This window comes from Flavonifractor sp. An10 (genome assembly GCF_002161215.1).
Taxonomy (GTDB): Bacteria; Bacillota; Clostridia; order Oscillospirales; family Oscillospiraceae; genus Flavonifractor; species Flavonifractor avistercoris.
Map to the genome: position 1 here is coordinate 95184 of NZ_NFMB01000012.1, position 23168 is coordinate 118351.

Here is a 23168-nt window from a genome sequence, read left to right on the forward strand (position 1 = left end):
TTGGATGTACCCCCCAGAGCTGTCCTACAGGTAACTTTCTGGCGGCGAAGGCTTACTTCGTAACGCCTCCGCCGCTCGAACACTACCGCAAGTGCCCCGGTATTTCAGAGGCATGGCACCGACGGCGGCCCGGCGGGCCAAGCCGGTACAGCGAAACCACTCCCAGGGCTTGCAGGGTAACCCCGATGCGTGCCGCCCGAGGCGCGGCAGCGCCTGTGACATAAATGCCAAGGGCACGGGCGGCAATGCACGGCCGGTCTCTGCTCTGTCCGTACAGCCCACCGCCGCCATTAGCCCCCGTTTGGGGGGGCGCCGGGGGCACACCCCCGGCCCCTTCTTTCCCCCCATTTCTTTGGGAAGAAATGGGGGCGCCCGCCGCGTCGGAGGCGCCGGGGGCGCTTCCGATAGAAATCCAGCGAAGCCACCTTCAAAAAAGCGGCGCGTCCCTCGGGGGGAGCCCCCGGTAATCGAGCGGCGCGCCGAGTCGTCGCGCCCCACGAAGAAGGAGATCCCCAATGTCCAGCGGGCGACCACAGGTCGCCCCTACAGAATATAGCGTTAGCGGCAGTCACCCAATTATCAATTATCAATTATCAATTCTATAAGAGGAGCACGATTATGGCACACATCAAACCCAGAACCCTGTCCGGCTTCATGGAGCTGCTGCCCGCGCGGCAGGTACAGTTCGACCGGATGGTGGAGATCCTGCGCAAGAGCTACTCCCTGTACGGCTTCACCCCCCTGGACACCCCGGCCATCGAGGCGGCCGAGGTGCTGCTGGCCAAGGGCGGCGGCGAGACGGAGAAGCAGATCTACCGCTTCACCAAGGGGGACACCGACCTGGCCCTCCGCTTCGATCTGACGGTGCCCCTGGCCAAGTATGTGGCCCTGCACCAGAACGAGCTGACCTTCCCCTTCCGCCGCTTCCAGATCTCCAAGGTCTACCGGGGAGAGCGGGCCCAGAAGGGCCGCTACCGGGAATTCTATCAGGCCGACATCGACGTCATCGGCGACGGCGCCCTGGACATCACCAACGAGGCGGAGATCCCCTCCATCATCTACAAGACCTTCACCGCCCTGGGCCTGCACCGGTTCAAAATCCGGGTGAACAACCGGAAGGTCTTAAACGGCCTGTTCGCCATCCTGGGCCTGGAGGAGCAGGCCGGCGACGTGATGCGCACCATCGACAAGCTGGAGAAGATCGGGCCGGAGAAGGTGAAGGCCATCCTGGCCGACGACTTCGCCGTGCCGGCCCAGGCCGCCGACCAGCTGCTGGAGCTGCTCTCCGCCGCCGACCCCATGGCCGCGCTGGAGCCCTTTAAGGGCCGGAACGAGCTCTTCGACCAGGGCGTGGCCGAGCTGTCCACCGTGGTCAAGTATATGTCCGCCTTCGGCGTGCCGGAGGATCACTTTATGGTGGATCTCACCATCGCCCGGGGCCTGGACTACTACACCGGCACCGTCTACGAGACCGTCATGCTGGATCACCCGGAGGTGGGCTCCATCTGCTCCGGCGGCCGGTATGATAACTTAGCGGAATATTATACCGATAAACAACTCCCCGGCGTGGGCATTTCCATCGGCCTGACCCGCCTGTTCTCCGTGCTGGAGGCCCAGGGCTATCTGAACGACCAGCTGATCACCGCCCCGGCGGACGTGCTGGTGCTCCCCATGACCGAGGAGCTCACCGCCGCCATCTCCTTCGCCACCGCCCTGCGGGAGGCGGGCATCCGGGCCCAGATCCACACCGAGAAGAAGAAGTTCAAGCAGAAGCTGTCCTATGCGGACAAGCTGTCCATCCCCTACGCCGCCCTGCTGGGTGAGGACGAGATTGCCCAGGGCAAGGTGACGGTAAAGGATCTGTCCACCGGCGTGCAGGAGACCCTGACCCCGGCGGAGGCGGTGGAGCTGGTGCGCTCCGCCCTGGCCGCCCGGGCGGGCGGCGCGCCCATCCGGGAGCCGGAGGCGTAACGGAACTTTTCCCCTTCCCCGCCGTCTAAAGGTGGAAACTCAGACCATCGTAAGGAGGAAACCTTCCATGAAAAAACTCGCCGCCCTCGTGCTCTCCGCCGCCCTGCTGGCCGGCTCCGCCGCCGCCGTCACCCCGGAGGAGGCCTTCCCCGCCGTCCACACCTACCCCGGCTTCATCGACGTGGAGGAGGGCGCCTGGTACGCCGACGCCGCCCGGGTGTGCTGTGAGGTGGGGCTGATGCAGGGCACCGGCCACGCCTTCGCCCCCGATGAGCTGCTCACCGTGGGAGAGGTGGCCGCCATCGCCGCCCGCATGAACGAGGCCATCACCGGGGAGCCTATCCCCATGGCCACCCCCAAGCCCGGCGAGACCCTGCCCTGGTATTTCTCCTATGTGGAGTACCTTGAGAGCCTGGGCATCGACGTGCCCGACCCCACCAAGCAGGCCACCCGGCAGGAGTTTGTCACCCTGCTGTCCGCCGTGGTGCCTGAGGACATGCTCGCCCCCATCAACACCATCACCGCCCTGCCCGACACGGAGGACGCCGACGTGCTGGCCTTCTACAACGCCGGCATCCTCACCGGCGTGGACGACTGGGGCACCTTTGCCGGGGACAAGACCCTCACCCGGGCGGAGTGCGCCGCCATGGTGGCCCGGGTGGCCCGGCCAGAGCTGCGGCAGACCTTCACCCCCGCCGACTACGATATATTCACCGCCGCCGGGATGAAGCCCTCTGATGTGCTGTTCACAGGCGGCACCACCGCCGGGCAGTTCCTCCCTGTGGTGCAGGAGCTCATCGACGGCCTGGAGGCGGACTGCGCCGCCGCGGGTATGGAGTTCAACTGGTTCAACACCGTGGACGGCGTGGAGTTCCTGGACTACGTCACCAACACCGCCCTGGCCCGCTTCGGCGTCACCGAGGACGACGGCACGGAATTGTACCAGAACTTCGACGTGCAGGTCTACTACTCCCGCCTGCTGGATCTCCGGGGTGCATAAGGGTACCCCCAGAGCGTGCGCCCGCGCGGCGGTGAGCCCGTTATCGAACCGTAGGGCCGCCATACATGGCGGCCGCCCAGTGGAGGCGCGGCCTCCGGCGGCCCGCCCCCGGGGGTTCCCCGGCAGGTGGATGGCGCGCCGAGGTCGTCGCGCCCCACGTCGTCGACGCAAGTTACGGATCGCTCGCTTCGCCGCAAGCGGCAAAGCTCGTTCCCTCCACTGTGCCTCCTCTCCCCACGACGACCACTCCGTTGGGTCGCCGCGGGGCCCCATTAGACGGGCGGATGATATCCGCCCCTACGGGCATGGCGGCTGCCGGTTCCAGCTCTGGAGAACCCCCATATCTGTTATCATTTTATAAAATAATACTATTTGGAGTTGATTTTGATGGAAAACATGCGCACACACTACCGCACCCACACCTGCGGGGAGCTCCGCATGGAGCACGTGGGCCAGACCGTCACCCTGGCGGGCTTTTTGGAGAACGTCCGGGAGGTGGGCCAGAACTTCGCCTTCGCGGTGCTGCGGGACTTCTACGGCGTGACCCAGGTGGTGATTGAGACCGAGGACATGTGGAAGGCCTTCAAGGGCCTGAACAAGGAGTCCACGGTGCAGATCACCGGCGTGGTGCGGGAGCGGGACAGCAAGAACCCCAAGCTGCCCACCGGCGACATCGAGGTGGTGCCCCAGGCGGTGGAGGTGCTGGGCCGCTGCCGCCACAACGAGCTGCCCTTCCAGGTGAACCGCAGCCGGGAGGCCGACGAGTCCGCCCGGCTGAAGTACCGCTATCTGGATCTCCGCAACCCGGCGGTGAAGAACAACATTATCCTGCGCTGCCAGGTGGTGGCCGCCCTGCGCAAGGCCATGATCGACCACGGCTTCCTGGAGATCACCACCCCCATCCTCACCGCCTCCTCCCCCGAGGGCGCCCGGGACTACCTGGTGCCCAGCCGCAAGCACCCCGGCAAGTTCTACGCCCTGCCCCAGGCCCCCCAGCAGTTCAAGCAGCTGCTGATGGCCTCCGGCTTCGACAAGTACTTCCAGATTGCCCCCTGCTTCCGGGACGAGGACGCCCGGGGCGACCGCTCCCCCGGCGAGTTCTACCAGCTGGACATGGAGATGGCCTTCGCCGACCAGGAGGACGTGTTCGCCGTCCTGGAGGACGTGCTGCCCCCCATCTTCGCCCAGTACGGCACCTACAACGTGGCCTCTGAGGCCCCCTTCAAGCGCATCTCCTACCTGGAGGCCATGGACAAGTACGGCTCCGACAAGCCCGACCTGCGCATCGACCTGGTGGTGCGGGACGCCACCGATGTGCTGGGCGGCTGCGGCTTCGGGCCCTTTGAGGGCAACACCGTCAAGGCCGTGGTGGTCACCGGCTTCGAGGGCACCCGCAAGCAGATCGACAAGCTGTGCGCCGACGTGGAGGTGCAGGCCGGCGAGAAGGCCTACTGGTTCCGCTATGACGAGAACGGCGAGATCGTGGGCGGCATCGCCAAGTTTGTCCAGCCCGTCAAAGACCAGGTGGTGGCCGCCCTGGGGCTGGAGAAGGGCTGCTTCGTGGGACTGACCGCCGGCAAGCTGCTTGCCGCCCAGAAGACCGCCGGCGTGCTGCGCAATAAGCTGGGCGCCTTCTGCCCCGCCCACATGGACAGGGAGCGGTACGAGTTCTGCTGGATCGTGGACTTCCCCATGTACGAGATCGGCGAGGAGTCCGGCGAGCTGGAGTTCTGCCACAACCCCTTCTCCATGCCCAACGGCGGGCTGGAGATCCTGAAAAAGGCCGCCGCCGGCGAGGTGGATCCCCTGACCATCACCGCCTACCAGTACGACCTGGTGTGCAACGGCGTGGAGCTGTCCTCCGGCGCGGTGCGGAACCACGACCCGGAGATCATGATCGAGGCCTTCCAGCTGGTGCGGCTGGGCGAGGACGACGTGAAGGCCAAGTTCCCCGCCATGTACAATGCCTTCACCTACGGCGCACCCCCCCACGCGGGCATCGCCCCCGGCGTGGATCGGATGGTGATGCTGCTGGCCGGCGAGGAGTCCATCCGGGAGATCATCCCCTTCCCCATGAACAAGAACGCCCAGGATCTCATGATGGGTGCCCCCTCCTTCGTGGATCCCAAGCAGCTGGACGAGTTGAACATTGTCTGTACCAAGAAGGAGGAGGACGAGGCGGAGTAAGCACCCCTCTCCCCCTGCTTGGGATCCACGGGCCCCATCGCAGATGGGGCGGCGCTTGCGCCGTTCGAGCGTTTTGCCGCAGGCAAAACCTCGGCGCAGGGGCAATTCACTTGCCCCGAGCATGCGAAATCATCTCCCGGGGCCCCCCGCGAAATCCAGGATTTCGCGGGGGGCTCACAAGCAGCTGGACGAGCTCAATATTGTGTGCACCAAGAAGGAGGAGGACGAGGCGGAGTAACCGTCTTTTCCCCAGACCGGCAAAAGAATGTGGAAAACCCGGCGGAGTCGTCAAGACTCCGCCGGGTTTTTCTTTCGCTCCCGCTCCGGGACAATCAGCTCGAAAATCCGCTCTGCCTGCGGCGGTGCGCCCCCCGCCGCCTGCCACCCCGCCGCAAAGGCCAGACGCACCATGGAAAACAGGTAGCTCTCCGCCTCATCATACTCGTGGCGGTCCAAAAAGTTGGAAAAGGCCTCTTCAAATTCATTGGTGTACATAGCTTTCACCTCAAGGCGATTGTAGGCGATTAAGTAGGATTCGTCAATATTTTATCCTCCTAAATGGTATATTCGTCCTGGTGATAATATGAAGCCGCTAAAAGCAAAGGTCAGCCTGACTCTAGACATTCCAGTTCTGGAGCAAGTCCAAAAGCTGGCGGAGCAGGAGGACCGCTCCCTGTCCAGCTATATCAACCTGGTGCTGAAGGCCCACCTGGCCAGCCTGAAGCAGGGCGAGGAAGCATAAGGGGAGCGCGCCGCAGCTGCGGTGCGCTCCCCGGGCTTTTTGGGAAAAGAAGGGGCGGGAGACGGGCGGAGTAAGCCGCGTTCCCCCGCCCCACAAACCGCCGCCGCAAATACCATGGTATTTCGGCGGCATGACACCAGCGGCGGCCCGGCGGGCCAGGCCGGTACAGCGCAGCGGCCATCAGGGCTTGCAGGGTAATCCCGATGCGTGCCGCCCGAGGCGCGGCAGCGCCTGTGACATGAGTGCCAGGAAAACAAGCGGCAATGCGCGGCTGGTCTTTGCCCTGTCTGTACAGCCCACCGCCGCCATGAGCCCCCGTACTGGGGGGTCCAGGGTGGGCGAAGCCCCCCGGCCCTTCTTTCCCCCCATTTCTTCGGGAAGAAATGGGGGCGCCCGCCGCGTAGGCGCGTCCCACGGGGGGAGACCCCGATGAATGGTCAAAAGATGATAGGGCGCGCCGAGTCGTCGCGCCCCACGAAAGAAGCCCCCGACGTCCAGCGGGCGACCACAGGTCGCCCCTACATCGTCGGCCCAAGCTGCGGATCGTTCGCTTCCGCGTAAACGCGAAAGCTCATTCCCTCCGCTGTGCCTCCTTCTCCCCACGCCGACCACTTCGTTGGGTCGCCGCGGGGGCCCCATTGGGTGCGCCGAGTCGTCGCGCCCCACGGGCCAGTGGTTCCGGGGGCAAACGGGCGGATACGATCCGCCCTTACGGGCTTGTCGGTTGACGTACCGCGCCGCGCAGGCCGGCCAGAACGGCGGCCACGGTGTCCTCCAGGCTGCGGCCCGCCTCCACCTCCACGGTGAGATCGGCGTATTTCCGGTAGAGGGGCTCCCGCTGGGCGAACACGTGGGAGAGGGTCTCCCCGGGAGCCATGGCGATGCCCCGTGTGGTGATGTTGTCCACCCGCCGCTCCAGCTCCGCCAGGGGCACGTGGAGGTAGACCACCCTCCCCAGCTCCTTCAGCCGCTTCATGCCCCTCTCCCGGCAGACGGCGGAGCCGCCGGGGGCGATGACGGTGCCGGTGCAGGCCAGGCCGGACAGCACCTCCCCCTCCAGATCCAGGAAGGCCTCCACCCCCAGAGCGTCCAGGACGTCCTGGAGCAGGGCCCCCTCCCGCTGCTGGATGAGCAGGTCGGTGTCCACAAACTGATAGCCCAAAGCCTTGGCAAGCAGCACCCCCACGGTGCTCTTGCCCGAGCCGGGCATACCGATGAGCGTCACATTGTCCACAAAAAATCACCTCACATGGGATAAAAAGGCGGAGGGACGCCCGGTGGCGTCCCTCCGCCTTTGGTATGTCCGGTTATGGCAGAGCCCTTACTCCGCGGGCTGCGCCTCGGGGACGGCGGTGCCCATCTCCAGCAGATCCACCACCGCGGCCCCCTCGGGGGGCTGGGTCTCGGGGGCGGCGGTGCCCTGGGTGTAGGCGCCGGTCATGTCCATGGTCATGGACAGGATGTCCCCCATGCCCATGGACAGGTTGGCCGTCATGTTCCCGTCGGCGTCCATGGCCTCCGCCACGGTCAGGCTCACGGCCATGCCGCTGTCCGGGTCGGTGGCGGTGATCTCCGCCGCCAGATCGTAGGCGGTCACGTCCTCCCCGTCCAGGGTGAGGGTGAAGGTGAGATCGGCGGCCGCGCCGCCCTGCTCCAGGCTGTAGTGGAGGATGCGGTCATTGCCGCTGGCCGTCCAGGCGTCGTCCCGCAGCAGCTGGGCCGCCAGATCCACCGCGGCGGACAGGTCGGAATAGGCGGTGTCCTTGTCGGTGGGCTCGGTGACGGCCAGGGCCAGCAGGGTGGACAGCAGGCCGGAGTAGTCCACGTCGCCGGCGGCCATGGACAGCAGGCCGCTGTAGTCCATGCCCATGGCCTCATACATGGCGGCCATGTCCATGGAGAACCAGGTGTTCTCGTCCACGCCCAGGGCGGTGGTCATGAAGTCGCCGCCGAAGCGGAAGTAGAGCTGCCCGCGCTCCAGATCGCCCCGGATGTCCATGGCGATACCCTCGTCGGCCAGGCTGTCCAGCAGGGCGGTGTCGGTGTCGCTCATGCCGCCCCCGGCGCCCTCCGTCAGGCTGCCCAGCAGCTCCTGCAGATCCATCCGCAGGGCCATGGCCGCGTCCATCTGCATGCCGTCGGCCACGGTGCCGGTGAGCTCGCCGTCCATGGTGATGGGGGCCACGCCCAGGGCCAGCTCCGCGTCAAAGGCCGCCTCCATGTCCCAGATGCCGGTGGAGTAGGTCTGGCCGTAGGCCAGGTACTTCTCCAGCAGGGTGTAGTCGTATTTGGCGATGGTGTCCTCCACCAGCTTCTCGGTGTCGATGAGGATCACAGTCCGGTCGTCGGCGTCCCACCCCACGATGCAGCCGAAGGCCTGGGCGGCGAAGCGGACGGGTACGTAGGTGCGGTTGTCGTGGGCGTAGGGGGCCACATCCATCACCACGGGGGTGGTGATGCCGTCCATGGTGACGGAGGCCTCGGTGGAGCCCAGGGTCATGGTGACGGTGGTGCCGTCCCGGACGGCGGTGACCGCGCCGGAGGCGGCGTCATAGCTCACCTGGGCGCCCATGGCCTCAAACACCGCCCGGACGGGCAGGAAGGTGCGGCCGTCCCGCGCCTCGGGGGCGGCGTCGGAGAAGGTCAGGGTCTGGCCGTCCAGCTGGACGGAGATGCCGGCGTCCCCTTCCGCCGCCAGGGCGGAGGAGCCGGCGCTCAGCATGGCCGCGGCGGTGACCACGGCCAGGGCGCGCTTGCAGAAACGTCTCATGGTTGGGATTCCTCCTGTTCTTCTCAAAGTGGTACATCAACTATAGCACCATATCCCCTGTCCCGCAAGAGGAAAGGCCGCTATTGGGGGTTAATCTGGGCCAGCTCCTGCCGCCGGTGCTCCAGAATCTTGGGGAAGCGCCAGAAAAACAGGGCGCCCGTGGTGGCGGAGGCCAGCACGTCGGCCACCGGCTCGGCCAGGAACACGCCCAGCACCTTGTCGGCAAAGAACCGGGGCAGGAGGAAGATCAGCGGGATGAGGAGGATCACCTTGCGCAGCAGGGCCAGGAACAGGGAGATGCGGGTCTGGCCCAGGGCCACGAAGGCCTGCTGGCAGGAGAACTGGACACCCAGCATGAACAGGCCGGCGGCATAGACGTGCAGGGCCCAGACGGAGATCTCCACCAGCTCCGGCTTGTCGTTGAACAGGGAGACAAACAGCCCGGGGAAGAGCTGCAGCGCCGCGAAGGTGGCGCAGCTGTAGATCACCGAGGTGATGAAGAGCAGGCGGAAGGTCTTTTTCACCCGCTCCAGCTGGCCGGAGCCGTAGTTGAAGCCGATGATGGGCTGGGCCCCCTGGGACAGGCCCTGGGACAGCAGGGAGAACACCTGCATGATGCTGGAGCAGATGGTCATGGCCCCCACCGCCGGGTTGCCGCCGTAGGCCTTCAGGGAGGAGTTGAAGGCGATGTTGATGAGGCTCTCGGTGGACTGCATGATGAAGGGGGACACGCCCAGAGCCAGCACGGGGGCGAGCACCCTCCAGCTGGGCCGCAGGTACTGCCGCTGGAGGCGGAGCCTGGTGCGCTTCCCCAGCAGGAACCACACCACCCACACCGCCGAGACGCCCTGGGCGGTGATGGTGGCCAGGGCCGCGCCCTTCACCCCCATGCCGAAGCCGAAGATGAACACCGGATCCAGCACGATGTTGATCACCGCGCCGATGAGCACCGTGGCCATGCCCATGGTGGAGAAGCCCTGGGCGGTGATGAAGTAGTTCAGCCCCAGGGAGATCTCCACAAAGATGGAGCCGTACAGGTAGATGGTCAGGTAGTCCATGGCATAGCCGATGGTCTCCTCCGTGGCGCCGAAGAGGTAGAGCATGGGCTCCTGAAACACCAGGAAGGCCGCCATGGCCGCCGCGCCCAGCACCACCAGCAGGGTGGTGCAGCTGCCCAGGATGGAGTTGGCCAGCTCCATCTTCCCCTCCCCCATGTGCACCACCGCCCGGGAGGAGCCGCCCATGCCCACCAGGGCGGAGATGGCGGAGACAAAGAGAATCACCGGGAAGCAGACGCCCAGGCCGGTGAGGGCCAGATCCCCCACCTCCGGAATGTGGCCGATGTAGATGCGGTCTACGATGTTGTACAGGGCGTTGACCAGCTGGGCGGTCACCGTGGGGATGGCCAGGCGGAGCAGCAGCTTGCCCACCGGATCCCGGCCCAGGTCGTTTTCGCGCTTAGCCAAGGGGTTTCGCCTCCTCATTCTCCAGGAAATAGGTGGCCTCCATGTCCGCCACGCTGAGGGCGAAGGCCAGCGGATACTGCTGGAGGGCCTGGCCCACCAGGCGCTTGTCCTCGTCCCCCGAGAAGCCCATGTGCCAGCGGATGGCCATGGCCTCCTCCCGGGTGAGGCGGAGAAAGCCGGAGAGGATGTACACGCTCTTCTCCCCGTGGCCGTAGGGCAGGCTGTCCTCGTAGTAGAAGGTGGGCACCGCCTGCCACCTGCCGTCGGGGCCCTTCACGTTGCGGGTACCCGCCTTGTAGCAGCCGGTCTTGCACACGTCGTGGAGCAGGGCCACCAGGGCGATGCTCTCAGCCGAGTACTCCAGGCCGTAGAGTTCCTTCACCCGCTCCCGCTCCAGGTAGGCCGCCAGGCACCGGTAGACGTTGACGCTGTGCTCGCACAGGCCGCCGGGCCAGGCCCCGTGGTACCGGGCCGAGGCCGGGGCGGTGAAAAAGTCGCTCTTGTGCTCCAGATAGTCCAGCAGGGCGTCCGCCCCCTCCCGGCGGATGCTGTCCCGGTAGATCTGGATAAATTCTTCCTTGGCGCTCATGGGCTGTCTCCTTTTCCCTGATCTCGTAAAGCTCAGTATACCACACCCCGCCGCCAAAAACCACCCTGTCACCCCCTCTTTTTCCGCCGCATAGGATGGGCGGAAACCGGAGGGATTGGATGAACTGGCTTTCCGCGCTGACCGCCGCGGCCCTCTTCGCCGCGGCCTGCAATCTGGACACTGTGCTGCTCTCCGCCGGCTTTGCCGCCCGGGGAGTGGTTCTGAGACGGGGGTACGGCCTGGTGATCGCCGCCCTCACCACCCTCATCACCTGGCTCTCCCTGGCCCTGGGGGCCGGGGCCGCCGCCCTGCTGGGCGGGCGCACCGCCCAGGTGCTGGGCGGCCTGGTGCTGGCGGGCATGGGGGCCTGGTTCCTGCTGGACTGGCTCCGCCGGCCCGGCCCGCCGCCGGAGGGTGCCGAGGAGGCGGAGGCCGCCGCCGGCCTGCGGGGGTGCGTGGCCCTGGCCGCCGCCCTGGCGGTGAACAACGCCGGGGCCGGGGCGGCCGCCGGGGTGTCGGGCATCTCCCCCGGCCTGGCGGCGGCGGCCAACCTGCTGGCCACCCTGGGGGCCCTCCCCCTGGGCCGGATGCTGGGCAGCCGCCTGGCCGGGCGGCTGCTGGGAAAATACGCTCTCCCCCTCACCGGGGGGCTGCTGATCCTCCTGGGCCTGTGGGAGGCCGCCCCCCTCCTGCCCTGGGGCCGGTGACCCTTGCGGGCCGGGGGCGGGTGTGGTATCCTGATCCCAAAGGAGAGGATTGCCATGACACTGCTGGAGCGCCTGGGGGGCCGGGAGACGGTCACCCGGGGCATTGTGGACACCTTCCGCGCCATCAGCCGCCCGCCCCACCCCTCGGGACAGGAGGGGGCGGCGGCCGACGCCGTGGCCGCCCTGCTGTCCGGCCTGGGCCTGGGGACGGAGCGGGACGGGGCGGGCAACCTGCTCTGCCGCGTCCCCGCCGCCCCCGGGCGGGAGGGCGCGCCGGAGCTGGTGCTCCAGGGCCACCTGGACATGGTGTGCGCCGCCGCCCCCGGCAGCGGCTGGAACCCCCAAACCGACCCGGTGACGGTGGTGGAGGCCGACGGCTTCCTCCGCTCCGACGGCCGCTCCTCCCTGGGGGCGGACAACAACCTGGGCAACGCGGCGGTGCTGTGGCTGCTGGCCTCCGGGGCGGTGCGCCACGGGCCCCTGCGGCTGCTCTTCACCACGGCGGAGGAGGTGGGCCTGGAGGGGGCCAAGCAGGTCTCCCCCGCCTGGCTGGCCGGGGCCGGCTATCTGCTCAACACCGACGGGTTCCACCTGGGCCGGGCCATTGTGGGTTCCGCCGGCGGGCGGCGGGAGCGCTGGCGGGCCCCCCTGGACACCGTCCCCGCCCCGGATGCGCCCGCCTGGCGCATCACCCTGTCCGGCGGCCTGGGGGGCCACTCGGGGGACGACATCAACAGGGGCCGGGCCAACCCCATCAAGCTGCTGGCCGCCCTCCTGGCCGGCCTGCCCGGCGGGCGGACGGCGTCGCTGGAGGGGGGCGCCGCCTTCAACGTCATCCCCGCCTGGGCCCAGGCGGTGGTGCTGTGCAGGGACACACCCGATCTCTCCCCCCTGGAGGGGGCCCTGGCGGACTACCGGGCCGCCGACCCCAATCTGCGGCTGGCCTGCGCCCCGGCGGAGAGGCCGGAGACGGTGTGGAGCCCCGCCTTCCAGGCCCACACCCTGGCCTTCCTCAACGGGCTCTACCACGGCGTGTACGCCATGGAGCCCGCCTTCCCGGGGTGGTGGGGCCTCCGCCAACCTGGGAGGCCGGGGCGGAGGGACGGCTATGAGGATCTGCACCTTTCTCCGCGCCGGGCGGGGAGCTGGAGGAGCTGGCCGCCCGCCACGCCGCCCTGGGGGCGGAGCACGGCTTCACCGCCCGGATCAGCGGCTACCCCGGCTGGCCCGCCGACCGGGACAACCCCCTGGCCTCCCTGCTGGAGCGGGTGTGGCGGGAGCAGACTGGCCGCACCCTGGAGCTCACCGCCGTCCACGTGGGCCTGGAGCCGTCGGTGCTCCGGGCCAAGGCCCCGGGGCTGGTCATGGCCTCCACCGGGCCGGACATCCTGGACGCCCACTCCGTGGATGAGCGGGCACCCCTGGCCGGGCTGGCCGATTACGCCCTCCTCCTGGCCGGCGCCATGGAGGCCCTGTAGGGGCGGATATCATCCGCCCGAAGCCTTCCCCCCACAGGGGGGAAGGTGCCCCAGTGCGCGCACTGGGGCGGATGAGGGGTTCCACGTTCTCACGCCGTGGTGCCCCCCCTCGCAGGGCGGGCCTGCCCGGCCGGGGCACCGCTTTCTTTCCAAAAGAAAGCGGTGGGAAAGAAAGGCCGGGGGGCTTCGCCCGCCCTGGCCCCCCCAGTACGGGGGTTCATGGCGGCGGTGGGCTGTACAAACAGGGCAGAGACCAGACGTGCTTTGCCGCCCGTTTTCCTGGCGGTCTCGTTACAGGCGCTGCCGCGCCTTGGGCGGCACGCATCGGGGTTGTCCTGCAAGCCCTGAAAGTAGTTGCGCTGTACCAAGTGCGCCCGCCGGGCTGCCGCCGGTGCCATGCCGCCGAAATACCGGGGCAGTCACCGCAGCCATCCGTAGGGGCGACCTGTGGTCGCCCGCCCCGAGCCGAGGGGGCGTTACGGCGTCGGCCCAAGCTGCGGATCGTTCGCTTTGCCGCAAGCGGCAAAGCTCATTCCCGCCGCGTAGGCGCCCGTCGGAGGCCGGGCATCTTTCGGGCGGCCGCCATGTATGGCGGCCCTACGGCCTCGGGCAGAGGATATCCGCCCCCGGGGGATACCCGGTAGATGGCGAGTCGGCCAGGGAAGCCGGAGGTAGGGGCCGCCGCCCTCGGCGGCCCGTTCCGCCCCGAAAGGAGTCGCGCGGCTGTGGGGACAGGCGGACGGCCACTTGTATTTTGCACCTATTTGTGGTATACTCTAACAAAGTGAATTCCACGTGCAGTCCGCCCGCTGGCAGTCCGGCGGGCTTTGCCGTGTCTTCCCTGCCTCCGCGCGGCAGGTATATGACCCACGGCCCCCCGGCGCGGGAGGGGTCAAACTGAAAAAAGGAAGAATGCTATGACCTTTGCACAACTCGGCCTCTGCCCGCCCATCCTGAAGGCGCTGGCGGAGGAGGGCTATGAGAGCCCGTCCCCCATTCAGGAAAAGGCCATCCCCCCCGCCCTGGACGGGCGGGACGTGCTGGGCTGCGCCCAGACGGGCACGGGCAAGACCTGCGCCTTCGCCGCTCCCATTCTCCAGCGGTTGGACGGGGAGAAGATCTCCGGCCGGCCCATCCGGGCCCTGGTGCTCACCCCCACCCGGGAGCTGGCCCTTCAGATCCAGGAGAGCTTCGCCGCCTACGGCCGCCACCTGCCCCTGCGCTCCGCCGTGATCTTCGGCGGGGTTGGCCAGGCCCCCCAGGTGGAGCAGCTGAAGAAGGGCGTGGACATCCTGGTGGCCACCCCCGGCCGGCTGGGGGATCTGTACGGCCAGAAGCTCATCGACCTGTCCAAGCTGGAGATCTTCGTGCTGGACGAGGCCGACCGCATGCTGGACATGGGCTTCATCCACGACGTGCGCCGCATCCTGGGCTGGCTGCCCAGGCAGAAGCAGACCCTCTTCTTCTCCGCCACCATGCCCCCCGAGGTGCGTGGCCTGGTGGACGGCCTGCTGGTCAACCCCGTCAAGGTGGCGGTGAACCCGGTGTCCTCCCCGGTGGAGATCATCGACCAGAAGCTCTACTTCGTGGATCGGGGCAACAAGACCCGCCTGCTGGCCCACCTGATCCGGGAGCTGGACGTGAAAAACGCCCTGGTGTTCACCCGCACCAAGCACGGGGCCAACAAGGTGGCCGGCGACCTGGCCAAGGCGGGCATCTCCGCCGCCGCCATCCACGGCAACAAGAGCCAGACCGCCCGGCAGCAGGCCCTGGCCGACTTCAAGGCCGGCAAGGTGCAGGCCCTGGTGGCCACCGACATCGCCGCCCGGGGCTTGGACATTGAGGAGCTCTCCCACGTGTTCAACTACAACCTGCCCGACGTGCCCGAGACCTACGTCCACCGCATCGGCCGCACCGGCCGGGCGGGCCACGGCGGCACCGCCATCTCCTTCTGCGACATCAACGAGAAGGAGGAGCTGAAGGCCATCGAGAAGCTCATCGGCAAGGCCGTGCCGGTGGTGGAGAACCACCCCTGGCCCATGGAGATTCTGGAGCCCGCCCCCAAGGACAAGAAGGGCCGGGCGGTGAACCCGGAGGACGCGGAGGCCCGGGCCGCCGCGAAAGAGCGCCGCCGCCAGCGGGACGCGGCCAACAAGGCCGCCGCTGAGGCGCGCAAGGCCGCGGCCAACCAGAAGCTCATGGAGGCGGAGGCGCCGAAGAAGGCCGAGCCTCTGGCGGAGACCCCTGCCAAGAAGCGGCGGAACCGGGGCAAGCGCAGCAGCGCCACCCTGGAGGAGGCCCTGACCGCCACCAACCCCGTCCGGCCCAGCGCGCCGGAGCCGGACTTTGCCGACTTCCGCAAGCCCGACCCCCTGGCCAGCGACGTGATCATGGACGCCACCGCCCGGCTGCTGGCCCCCCGGCCCCGCACCCAGGCCCCCAAAAAGCCCAAGGCGCCCAAGCAGGCGGCCAAGGCCCCCAAAGCGGAGGCCGTCCAGCCCCAGGGCCAGTCCAAGAAGGCCAACAAGAAGAAGGCCGCCCCCGCCGCCGAGCCCCTCCACAAAGAGGAGCCCCGCCGGAAGAAAAACCGGGGCTCCAAGGGCCGCCGGCCCGGCCGGCCCCCCGAGGTGGTGCTCCGCTCCAACGGGCAGAAGGACTCCACCGAGCAGCCCAGCCTGATGAAGCCCTACTACCTCAGCGATTAAACAAAACGCCCCCGCGCCGGATGGTAAACCATCCCGGCGCGGGGGCGTTATATTTCATTGGGCGGTGCAGCGCAGGCCCGCCCCGCGAGGGGCCCCCCGGCAGACAGTGGGCCGGCCAGGTGTCCGGCCCCCTACGGGGTATCCCGCAGCACCAGCTCCACGGGGCAGTGGTCGCTGCCGGTGACCTCGCTGTGGATGATCTGATCCTCCACCCGGGGCATGAGCCGGTCGGAGACGATGAAGTAGTCGATGCGCCACCCGGCGTTGTTTTTCCGGGCGTTGAAGCGGTAGCTCCACCAGGTGTAGGCCCCGGTCTTGTCCGGGTAGAGGGCGCGGAAGGTGTCGGTAAAGCCGCTGCTCAGCAGGGCGGTCATCTTCCCCCGCTCCTGGTCGGAGAAGCCGGCGCTGCCCCGGTTGGTCTTGGGGTTTTTCAGGTCGATCTCCTCATGGGCCACGTTGAGATCACCGCACAAAATCACCGGCTTGACCCTGTCCAGCTCCATGAGATAGTCCCGGAAGTCGTCCTCCCACTCCATGCGGTAGTCGATGCGGGCCAGCCCCTCCTGGGCGTTGGGGGTGTAACAGCACACCAGGTAGAAATCGGAAAACTCCGCGGTGATCACCCGGCCCTCGTGGTCGTGCCGGTCGATGCCCAGGCCGCAGGTGACCTCCAGCGGCTCCACCCGGGTGAACACCGCCGTGCCCGAGTAGCCCTTCTTCTCCGCGCTGTTCCAGTAGAGGGTATAGCCGGGCAGCTCCAGCTCGATCTGGTGGGGCTGGAGCTTGGTCTCCTGCAGGCAGATCACGTCGGCGTCCGCCCGGGCGGCGAAGTCCAGAAAGCCCTTGCCCAGGCATGAGCGCAGGCCGTTGACGTTCCAGGTGACCAGCCTCATGCCTGGCCCTCCCTGGGGGCCCACTTCATGGGCTTCCCGTCGGCGTCCAGCAGGGGGGTGATGCCCCCGGCGTAGCCGCTGGCCATCTCCAGGTAGAGCACCCCCGTCTCGGTGTCCAGCAGGATGCGGGTGATGTCGGCCACCCCCTGGGTGTAGATGATCTGAAAACGGTCATTTTTTGCCATACGCGGCTCCCTCCAGCTCCAGTAAAAATCGTTTCATGTCCAGGCCGCCGGCATAGCCCGTCAGCGACCCGTCCGCCCCCACCACCCGGTGGCAGGGCAGAAAGATGGGCAGGGGATTGCGGTGGTTGGCCTGCCCCACCGCCCGGACGGCCCCGGGGCTGCCGATTTGCCGGGCCAGCGCCCCGTAGGTGACGGTCTCCCCATAAGGCACCGCCGCCAGGGCGTCCCACACCCGCCTCTGAAAGGGCGTGCCCCGGGGCTCCAGGGGCACGGTGAAGGCCCGCCGCTCCCCCCGGAAGTATTCCAGCAGCTCCGCCCGGCCCCGGACGAGCACCGGGGTCTCCTCCCCCGCCGGCTCCGCCGGCTGGTTGGGGAGGTACAGGCGCCTCAGCGCCCCGCCCTCCTCCTCCAGGCCCAGGGGGCCCACAGGGGCGTCAAATACGATGCGGTTCATGGCGTCACCTCGCAAAGCAGGCTGTCCGGTCAAAGGAGACGATCTCCAGCTCAATTCCCTCGGTATCGTAAAAGAAAAAGGCATAGTAATCCGGCGCGTACTCCGGATAGAGCCGGGGCGGTATGCGGATGCGCGCGCCGGGGATGGCCCGCACCGCCCCGCAGAGCCGATCCACCTCCGCCGGGCTGTCCGCGCCGAAGGCGATGTGGTGGAGGGCGCCGGGCCTGCGGCGGCACACCGCCTCCCCGGCGTAGGCATCCCGGGGGGAGATCAGGGCCAGATTGAAGGCGGCGCTCCCGTAGTCCACACAGCGGAACTGGTGGGCCGGGATGTCCGACCGGCTCTTGTGGGCCAGGTCGAAGCCCAGCAGGGGCAGCAGGAGGTCGTAGAACCTCTCCGCCCGATCCAGATCCCGAACGGTCAGCTCCACATGGTCGATGCGGGGGGTCACCCTCAGTACCTCCGCACCACGGCCACCACCTTGCCCAGGATGGAGCAGCCGTCGCCGTCGATGGGCTCATACTCCGGGTTTTCCGGCATGAGCCAGATGTGGCCGTCCTTCCGGCGCAGGGTCTTGACCGTGGCCTCGTCCTCAAAGAGGGCCACCACGATCTCCCCGCTGTGGGCGTCCGGCTGCTGGTGCACCACCACCAGGTCGTCGGGCAGGATGCCCGCGTCCCTCATGGACTCCCCCCGCACCCGCAGGGCGAAGTGCTCCCCGGTGCGGCCGCCGGTGTCGAAGGTCAGGTAGTCCTCAATGCACTCCTGGGCCAGGATGGGGGCGCCGGCGGCCACATTGCCCACAATGGGCACCTGCCCCGGCCCGGGAACGGCCTCCCCCTGCTCGGGGCAGACGGTGATGGCCCGGGTCTTCCCCTTGTCCTTGGTGATCAGCCCCGCCGCCTCCAGCCCCTTCAGGTGGAAGTGGACGGTGGAGGGGGACTTGAGCCCCACGTGCTCCCCGATCTCCCGCACCGACGGGGGATAGCCGTGGCGGCCGGAGAAGGAGAGAATAAAGTCGTAGATCTGCTGCTGCTTGGGGGTGAGCGCGCTCATGGCAGACCCTCCTCATGTCAGTTTGCGTCAATCTACCGTGAGTATAGCACAGAAGGGGCCCGATTGCAAACATTTGTTCTATATCTTGCCCGAAAAATGCCGGCATGTCCAGTCGGCGGGCCTTCCGCCCCCTGGACGGCGCAAATTCCCCTTGCCCGCCGGCCCGGCCCGTGCTATAATCGGATTAACCCGGAAAATAAACTCTAAAGTATAAAGGATGAACTTTCGGTATGGGTAAATTTGACGGCAAAGTGGCCATCATCACCGGCGGCGGCAAGGGCGGCGGCATCGGCTACGGCCTGTCCACCGCCTTCGCCAAGGAGGGCTGCAGCCTGGTGCTCACCGGCCGAAACACCAAAAAGCTGGACGGCGCCAAGGAGGAGCTGGAGCGGCTGTACGGCATCAGGGTGCTCCCCTGCCAGGCCGACGGCGGCGTGGAGGAGCAGGTGGCCGCCGTGGTGCAGCAGGCCGTGGACACCTTCGGCCGCATTGACTTCCTCATCAACAACGCCCAGAACTCCGCCTCCGGCGTGCCCCTGGCCCAGCACACCAGGGAGGACTTCGACAAGGCCATCTACTCCGGCCTGTACGCGGCCTTCTTCTATATGAAGCACTGCTACCCCTATCTGAAGGAGAGCCGGGGCTCGGTGGTGAACCTGGCCTCCGGCGCCGGCCTGTTCGGCAAGCCGGGCCAGTCCTCCTACGCCGCGGCCAAGGAGGGCATCCGGGGCATGACCCGGGTGGCGGCCACCGAGTGGGGCCCCGACGGCATCAACTGCAACATCATCTGCCCCCTGGTCATGACCGACGCCCTGAAGAAGTGGAAGGAGGAGTACCCCGAGGTCTATGAGCAGACCATCAAGGGCATCCCCGCCGGCCGCTTCGGCGATCCGGAGAAGGACATCGGCCGCACCGCCGTGTTCCTGTGCTCGGAGGACGCCAAGTATATCTCCGGCGAGACCATCACCATGCAGGGGGGCAGCGGCCTGCGGCCCTGACAGTATCCTGCCGGAAAAAACAGCGGCGGAGCGTTCAGCTCCGCCGCTGTTTTGCCTGTGCGAATTGGTAGGCCTCCGCCAGCCAGGCCCGCAGCTGGCCGTCCGCCTCCTCCGGCCGGGAGAGCAGCAGGTGGTGCGTCCACCGGCCGGGGTAGGGCTCCACGGCCTGGAGGATGCGGGGGCTGTCCAGCCGGCGGTTGAGGCCGATGGTGGCCAGCAGGGCGCCGGCCTTCCGGTCGGCGGCCCGCCGGGGGTGGGACAGCATGGCGAACAGATACGGGTTTCCCCAGGAAATCTGGGTTTTGGTCACCTTCCTGGTGCTCTCCCCGCAGGCCAGCACCGTCGCCTCATAGGCCTCAAAGAGGGCAATCTTCCCCGGCTCGCCCCCCAGGAAGGCCAGCACCTCGGCGGTCATGGCCTCCCCTCCCCCAGGACGGAGCGGTTCCACCGCCCGGTGCGCAGGTAGAGCAGCTGGAGCAGCACCTGCACCGCCGAGGCCGCCGGGGCGGCGATGCCGATCTGGAGCAGGGTCACCCCGGCGATGCGGCTCATGAAGAACACCACCGGCACCCGCACCAGGAAGGTGGCGGTGAGGTCGTTGAACAGGGTGAAGCCGGTGCGGCCGCAGCCGGCGTAGAAGCCGTTGAGGGTGAACACAAAGGTGACCAGGATGCAGTCGATGCTGTAGGTGCGCAGGTAGAGCACCCCGTGGCGGATCACCTCGGCGTCGGGGGTGAAGAGCCGCAGGGCCTGGCCGGGGAAGGCCTGGATCAGGGCGAACATGACCAGATCGGCGGCGAGGCACAGGAGGATGCCGACTTTCAGGGCCTGCCGCGCCCGGTCGGGCCGGCCGGCGCCCATGTTCTGGGCGGTCATGGCGGAGATGGCGGACATGAAGGCGGAGGGGAAGAGCATGATGAAGCCGGTGACCCGCTCCACCACCCCCACGGCGGCGGACTGGGCCAGCACGTCCATGTGGTTGACGATGGCGGTGATGATCAGGAAGGACAGGGTGACCAGCACGTTCTGCACCGCCACCGGCAGACCCAGCCGCAGCAGCTTGGACGCCTTCTCCCCCTGGGGCCGGAAGGAGGGCAGCCTGAAGTCAAAGGGGAAGTCCCGGTGCCGCAGCACCGCCAGGGCCAGAAAGAGGCTCACCCCCTGGGCGGCCACGGTGGCGACGGCGGCCCCGGCGGCCCCCAGGCCGAACACCCCCACCAGCAGCAGATCCCCCACGATGTTGATGACGCAGGCCACCAGCACAAAGTACATGGGCCGCCGGGAGTCCCCCAGGCCCCGGAGCACGGCGCTGACCATGTTGTACCCGGTGATGAACACCAGGCCGCAGGCGCAGATGAACAGGTACTGCCGGGCGGGGGCCACCGCCTCCGCCGGCACCTGCATCAGGGCCACGATGGCGTTGGCGGACAGGGCGAACACCAGGGCCAGGGCCACGGCGATGGCGGCGAAGAGGGTGAACAGGGTGCCGATGGAGCGGCTCACGTCCCCCCTCCGCCCGGCGCCCAGGTACTGGCCCACCAGCACCGTGCCGCCGGTGGACAGGCCGATGATGAAGTTGGTCACCGCCTGCATCACCTGGCTGCCGGTGGACACGGCGGTGATGCCCGCCTGGTCGTCAAACTGGCCCACCACGATGAGATCCACCGCGCCGTAGAGAAACTGCAGCAGCGAGGCCCCCAGGAAGGGCAGGGCGAAGCGGATCAGGGCCCCCTTCACGTCCCCCTGGGTCAGGGAGGTCTGGGACATGGGATGATTCCTCCTTTTTTCCTTCGTACCCGGACAGTATAGCACCCCCCGGAGGGAAAGGCAACCTTTGACGGGAGGGGCCGCGGGTGCTATACTGGGTATAATTTCTCAGGAAAGGCAGCGGTTGCTTTGCGCGTATCTGTCTCCCATCCGGAGTGGATGGACATCACCGGCCCGGATGGGGCCGTCACCCACGGGGCCGACCAGGACTGGTTCCCCGACCCGTGGCAGCAGCGGGCGGGCTGCGGCCCCACCGCCGCCGCCCTGATCTTCGCCTACCTGTCCCGGCAGCGGCCGGAGTGGGCCCCCCTCTACCCCGAGGGGGTCATGGAGCGGGCGGCCTTCACCGCCCACATGGTGCGGGTGTGGGACTACGTCACCCCCCGGTTCCACGGCCTCAACCAGCCGGAGCTGATGGTGGAGGGCATGGCGGCCTACGCCGCCAGCCGGGGGGTTCCCCTCTCCCCCGCCCTGCTGGCCTTCCCGGCGGCCAGAACCAAGCGGCCCCCCTGGGAGGAGGTGGCGGACTTTGTCCGCCGGAGCCTGGAGCAGGACTGCCCCGTGGCCTTCCTCAACCTCCACAACGGCAGGGTAAAGGAGCTGGACTGGTGGCACTGGGTCACCATCACCGCCCTGGAGGACGGCCGGGCCGAGATTCTGGACAGCGGAAACCGCCTCACCATCGACTTTCATCTGTGGTATGAGACCACCCGCCGGCGGGGCGGCTTCGTCTCCGCCCTGGGGGAGCGCCCATGAAGTGGCTGCTTATCTGGGTGCTGGCCCTCAGCATGCTGGACTTTGTCCTCATGGGTGTGGACAAGCGTCGGGCCAGGCAGAACCGCCGCCGCGTCCCGGAAAAGACCTTCTTCGCCGTGGCCCTGCTGGGGGGCTCCCCCGGCGCCATCGCGGGCATGTGGCTCTTCCGCCACAAGACCCGCCACTGGTACTTCCAATACGGCCTGCCCGCCATCCTGATTGCCCAGCTGGCCCTGGGCCTCTGGCTGGCCCGGTTGCTGTGAGAGTTTCCACATCCGGAGGTGAGACCGTGGAAAACACCCCTGTACGACGCCCTGCGGGCCTGCCGCCGCCCGCCCCTGCGCATGCACATGCCCGGCCAAGGGGCCGCTCCCCGCCCGAGCTGGCGGGCCTGTCCGCCCTGGACTTCACCGAGCTGCCCCCACCGGCGACCTCTTCTCGGCGGGGACGCCATCGAGGCGGCGGAGGCGCTGTGGGCAAGGCGTTCCACATGGCCCACTGCCTCTTCCTCACCGGCGGCGCCACCCAGGGGTGCAGGCCGCCCTGGCCCTGGCCTGCCGGCGGGGACGCGGTGCTGCTGGATCGGGGGAGCCACCGCTCCGCCTATAACGCCCTGGCCCTGCTGGATCTCCGCCCCGTGTACCTGGAGCGGCCCTGGCTGCCCCAGGCGGGGGTCACCGGGCCGGTCTCGCCCCAATCGGTGGAGCAGGCCCTGAAAACCCGCCCGGATATCAAGACGGTCTGTATTACCTCACCTACATATTACGGCGTGTTGTCAGATCTGCCCGCCCTGGCGGCGGTGTGCCGGGCCCACGGGGCCGTCCTGGTGGTGGACGGGGCCCACGGGGCCCACCTGCCCTTCCTGGGCAATTTTGACCTGGCCGCCGCCGATCTGGCGGTGGTGTCCGCCCACAAGACCCTCCCCGCCCCGGGGCAGAGCGCCCTGCTGCTGGCGGGGGGATCCAGAACGGCGGGGGCAAGCCCCCGCCCTACCGCAGATGCGCTGGCCTCCCGCCGCTTCACCCAGGCGGAGCTGCGGTGGGCCGCCTCCCTCACCGGCTCCTCCAGCCCGTCCTATGTGCTCATGGCCGCCCTGGACGTGTGCCGGGCTTATATGGAGGCGGATGGGGCGGCGGCCTACCGGGAGACGGCGGAGGCGGTGGCCGCCCTGCGGCGTCACTACCCGTCCCTGACGGAGGGGGACGCCCCTCTCGACCCGGCTCGGTTTGTCCTGCGCTGCCCCGGCGGCTTCGCCGCCCAGGAGAAGCTGGAGGCGCTGGGGGTGTGGCCGGAGATGGCCGACGCCGGCCACGTGGTGTTTATCCCCACCTGCGCCGACGGCCCGGAGCAGTTCGCCCGGCTCCGCGCCGCCCTGGACACCCTGACACCGGGGGACTGCCCCCCCTTCCCGCCGCCGCCCCCCCTGCCGGAGGCCGTCCTCACC

23 protein-coding genes are annotated in these 23168 nt (G+C 68.1%); 11 read left to right on the forward strand and 12 right to left on the reverse strand.

Translation table 11 applies throughout. From position 1 onward, the window contains the following. Window positions 1-618: 618 nt before the first annotated feature. The 3 genes from hisS (at window position 619) to aspS (ending at window position 5158) form a co-directional block, all read left to right on the forward strand. A complete protein-coding gene (gene hisS / locus B5E42_RS18215; RefSeq protein WP_087242278.1) occupies window positions 619-1971 on the forward strand; it encodes a histidine--tRNA ligase in 1353 nt (450 codons plus the stop codon). Window positions 1972-2038: 67 nt separating this feature from the next. Beyond that, entirely contained in the window at window positions 2039-2971 is a 933-nt protein-coding gene (locus B5E42_RS18220) for a hypothetical protein (RefSeq protein ID WP_087242280.1), read from the forward strand. Window positions 2972-3358: 387 nt separating this feature from the next. Then, window positions 3359-5158: an aspartate--tRNA ligase gene (gene aspS, locus B5E42_RS18225; protein ID WP_087242282.1), complete on the forward strand. Its 1800-nt coding sequence runs from the start codon at window positions 3359-3361 to the stop codon at window positions 5156-5158. 288 nt (window positions 5159-5446) lie between these two features. On the opposite strand, the gene B5E42_RS18230 is transcribed toward aspS, so the two are convergent. Next, complete coding sequence (locus tag B5E42_RS18230; protein ID WP_087242284.1) at window positions 5447-5653, reverse strand: hypothetical protein; 207 nt, start codon at window positions 5651-5653, stop codon at window positions 5447-5449. Window positions 5654-5741: 88 nt separating this feature from the next. On the opposite strand from B5E42_RS18230, the gene B5E42_RS18235 reads away from it, so the two are divergent. Next, the gene (locus B5E42_RS18235; protein ID WP_087242286.1) at window positions 5742-5900 is read left to right on the forward strand and encodes a toxin-antitoxin system protein; all 159 of its coding nucleotides are present in this window, start codon (window positions 5742-5744) and stop codon (window positions 5898-5900) included. Between the two features lie 709 nt (window positions 5901-6609). On the opposite strand, the gene B5E42_RS18240 is transcribed toward B5E42_RS18235, so the two are convergent. The 4 genes from B5E42_RS18240 to B5E42_RS18255 form a co-directional block, all read right to left on the reverse strand. Continuing rightward, on the reverse strand, window positions 6610-7134 hold the full coding sequence (locus B5E42_RS18240) for a shikimate kinase (RefSeq protein WP_087242287.1): 525 nt from the start codon (window positions 7132-7134) through the stop codon (window positions 6610-6612). A gap of 87 nt (window positions 7135-7221) precedes the next feature. Beyond that, window positions 7222-8670 carry a copper amine oxidase N-terminal domain-containing protein gene (locus tag B5E42_RS18245; RefSeq protein WP_087242289.1) on the reverse strand — a complete coding sequence of 483 codons (1449 nt, stop codon included), beginning with the start codon at window positions 8668-8670 and terminating at the stop codon, window positions 7222-7224. An 80-nt stretch (window positions 8671-8750) separates the two neighbouring features. Then, the gene (locus B5E42_RS18250; RefSeq protein WP_087242291.1) at window positions 8751-10136 is read right to left on the reverse strand and encodes an MATE family efflux transporter; all 1386 of its coding nucleotides are present in this window, start codon (window positions 10134-10136) and stop codon (window positions 8751-8753) included. Further along, window positions 10129-10725, reverse strand: coding sequence for a hydrolase (locus B5E42_RS18255; RefSeq protein ID WP_087242292.1), 597 nt, complete (start codon window positions 10723-10725; stop codon window positions 10129-10131). The genes B5E42_RS18250 and B5E42_RS18255 overlap by 8 nt, the downstream gene beginning before the upstream one ends. A 119-nt stretch (window positions 10726-10844) precedes the next feature. Here B5E42_RS18255 and B5E42_RS18260 point away from each other — a divergent pair, with 119 nt between their 5' ends. The 3 genes from B5E42_RS18260 to B5E42_RS18270 are packed head-to-tail and all read left to right on the forward strand — an operon-like array spanning window position 10845 to window position 15615. Beyond that, window positions 10845-11432: a sporulation protein gene (locus B5E42_RS18260; protein WP_087242294.1), complete on the forward strand. Its 588-nt coding sequence runs from the start codon at window positions 10845-10847 to the stop codon at window positions 11430-11432. 54 nt (window positions 11433-11486) lie between these two features. Beyond that, complete coding sequence (locus B5E42_RS20005; RefSeq protein WP_087242296.1) at window positions 11487-13811, forward strand: M20/M25/M40 family metallo-hydrolase; 2325 nt, start codon at window positions 11487-11489, stop codon at window positions 13809-13811. A 16-nt stretch (window positions 13812-13827) separates the two neighbouring features. After that, window positions 13828-15615, forward strand: coding sequence for a DEAD/DEAH box helicase (locus B5E42_RS18270; RefSeq protein WP_087242298.1), 1788 nt, complete (start codon window positions 13828-13830; stop codon window positions 15613-15615). Between the two features lie 131 nt (window positions 15616-15746). On the opposite strand, the gene B5E42_RS18275 is transcribed toward B5E42_RS18270, so the two are convergent. Genes B5E42_RS18275 through lexA form a run of 5 tightly spaced genes read right to left on the reverse strand, consistent with a single transcriptional unit; the run spans window position 15747 to window position 18203 of the window. Then, entirely contained in the window at window positions 15747-16508 is a 762-nt protein-coding gene (locus tag B5E42_RS18275; RefSeq protein WP_087242300.1) for an exodeoxyribonuclease III, read from the reverse strand. Beyond that, entirely contained in the window at window positions 16505-16693 is a 189-nt protein-coding gene (locus B5E42_RS18280; RefSeq protein WP_087242302.1) for a DUF6440 family protein, read from the reverse strand. Before B5E42_RS18280 ends, B5E42_RS18275 begins: the two co-directional genes overlap by 4 nt. Continuing rightward, window positions 16680-17147, reverse strand: a complete 468-nt coding sequence (locus B5E42_RS18285) for a methylated-DNA--[protein]-cysteine S-methyltransferase (RefSeq protein ID WP_087242304.1) — start codon at window positions 17145-17147, stop codon at window positions 16680-16682. The genes B5E42_RS18280 and B5E42_RS18285 overlap by 14 nt, the downstream gene beginning before the upstream one ends. 4 nt (window positions 17148-17151) lie before the next feature. Further along, on the reverse strand, window positions 17152-17598 hold the full coding sequence (locus B5E42_RS18290; protein ID WP_087242306.1) for a VOC family protein: 447 nt from the start codon (window positions 17596-17598) through the stop codon (window positions 17152-17154). 2 nt (window positions 17599-17600) lie between these two features. After that, complete coding sequence (lexA, locus tag B5E42_RS18295) at window positions 17601-18203, reverse strand: transcriptional repressor LexA (RefSeq protein ID WP_087242308.1); 603 nt, start codon at window positions 18201-18203, stop codon at window positions 17601-17603. 230 nt (window positions 18204-18433) lie between these two features. On the opposite strand from lexA, the gene B5E42_RS18300 reads away from it, so the two are divergent. After that, window positions 18434-19201: an SDR family oxidoreductase gene (locus tag B5E42_RS18300; RefSeq protein WP_087242310.1), complete on the forward strand. Its 768-nt coding sequence runs from the start codon at window positions 18434-18436 to the stop codon at window positions 19199-19201. Between the two features lie 34 nt (window positions 19202-19235). Here B5E42_RS18300 and B5E42_RS18305 read toward each other — a convergent pair whose 3' ends face one another. Both B5E42_RS18305 and B5E42_RS18310 read right to left on the reverse strand, forming a co-directional pair. After that, window positions 19236-19616: a DUF5655 domain-containing protein gene (locus B5E42_RS18305; protein WP_087242312.1), complete on the reverse strand. Its 381-nt coding sequence runs from the start codon at window positions 19614-19616 to the stop codon at window positions 19236-19238. Continuing rightward, on the reverse strand, window positions 19613-20968 hold the full coding sequence (locus tag B5E42_RS18310) for an MATE family efflux transporter (RefSeq protein WP_087242314.1): 1356 nt from the start codon (window positions 20966-20968) through the stop codon (window positions 19613-19615). The genes B5E42_RS18305 and B5E42_RS18310 overlap by 4 nt, the downstream gene beginning before the upstream one ends. Window positions 20969-21097: 129 nt before the next feature. Here B5E42_RS18310 and B5E42_RS18315 point away from each other — a divergent pair, with 129 nt between their 5' ends. The 3 genes from B5E42_RS18315 to B5E42_RS18325 form a co-directional block, all read left to right on the forward strand. Continuing rightward, complete coding sequence (locus tag B5E42_RS18315) at window positions 21098-21724, forward strand: hypothetical protein (RefSeq protein WP_242967232.1); 627 nt, start codon at window positions 21098-21100, stop codon at window positions 21722-21724. Continuing rightward, a complete protein-coding gene (locus B5E42_RS18320) occupies window positions 21721-21987 on the forward strand; it encodes a DUF1294 domain-containing protein (protein ID WP_087242316.1) in 267 nt (88 codons plus the stop codon). The genes B5E42_RS18315 and B5E42_RS18320 overlap by 4 nt, the downstream gene beginning before the upstream one ends. A 209-nt stretch (window positions 21988-22196) precedes the next feature. After that, a partial coding sequence (locus tag B5E42_RS18325) for an aminotransferase class V-fold PLP-dependent enzyme (RefSeq protein ID WP_242967233.1) occupies window positions 22197-23168 on the forward strand: 972 nt, incomplete at its 3' end.

Bases quoted from the DNA above. Each gene is read 5' to 3' on its own strand.
- hisS (WP_087242278.1), top strand. From the start codon at position 619: ATGGCACACATCAAACCCAGAACCCTGTCCGGCTTCATGGAGCTGCTG.
- B5E42_RS18220 (WP_087242280.1), top strand. From the start codon at position 2,039: ATGAAAAAACTCGCCGCCCTCGTGCTCTCCGCCGCCCTGCTGGCCGGC.
- aspS (WP_087242282.1), top strand. From the start codon at position 3,359: ATGGAAAACATGCGCACACACTACCGCACCCACACCTGCGGGGAGCTC.
- B5E42_RS18230 (WP_087242284.1), bottom strand. From the start codon at position 5,653: ATGTACACCAATGAATTTGAAGAGGCCTTTTCCAACTTTTTGGACCGC.
- B5E42_RS18235 (WP_087242286.1), top strand. From the start codon at position 5,742: ATGAAGCCGCTAAAAGCAAAGGTCAGCCTGACTCTAGACATTCCAGTT.
- B5E42_RS18245 (WP_087242289.1), bottom strand. From the start codon at position 8,670: ATGAGACGTTTCTGCAAGCGCGCCCTGGCCGTGGTCACCGCCGCGGCC.
- B5E42_RS18255 (WP_087242292.1), bottom strand. From the start codon at position 10,725: ATGAGCGCCAAGGAAGAATTTATCCAGATCTACCGGGACAGCATCCGC.
- B5E42_RS18260 (WP_087242294.1), top strand. From the start codon at position 10,845: ATGAACTGGCTTTCCGCGCTGACCGCCGCGGCCCTCTTCGCCGCGGCC.
- B5E42_RS20005 (WP_087242296.1), top strand. From the start codon at position 11,487: ATGACACTGCTGGAGCGCCTGGGGGGCCGGGAGACGGTCACCCGGGGC.
- B5E42_RS18270 (WP_087242298.1), top strand. From the start codon at position 13,828: ATGACCTTTGCACAACTCGGCCTCTGCCCGCCCATCCTGAAGGCGCTG.
- B5E42_RS18275 (WP_087242300.1), bottom strand. From the start codon at position 16,508: ATGAGGCTGGTCACCTGGAACGTCAACGGCCTGCGCTCATGCCTGGGC.
- B5E42_RS18280 (WP_087242302.1), bottom strand. From the start codon at position 16,693: ATGGCAAAAAATGACCGTTTTCAGATCATCTACACCCAGGGGGTGGCC.
- B5E42_RS18285 (WP_087242304.1), bottom strand. From the start codon at position 17,147: ATGAACCGCATCGTATTTGACGCCCCTGTGGGCCCCCTGGGCCTGGAG.
- lexA (WP_087242308.1), bottom strand. From the start codon at position 18,203: ATGAGCGCGCTCACCCCCAAGCAGCAGCAGATCTACGACTTTATTCTC.
- B5E42_RS18300 (WP_087242310.1), top strand. From the start codon at position 18,434: ATGGGTAAATTTGACGGCAAAGTGGCCATCATCACCGGCGGCGGCAAG.
- B5E42_RS18305 (WP_087242312.1), bottom strand. From the start codon at position 19,616: ATGACCGCCGAGGTGCTGGCCTTCCTGGGGGGCGAGCCGGGGAAGATT.
- B5E42_RS18310 (WP_087242314.1), bottom strand. From the start codon at position 20,968: ATGTCCCAGACCTCCCTGACCCAGGGGGACGTGAAGGGGGCCCTGATC.
- B5E42_RS18320 (WP_087242316.1), top strand. From the start codon at position 21,721: ATGAAGTGGCTGCTTATCTGGGTGCTGGCCCTCAGCATGCTGGACTTT.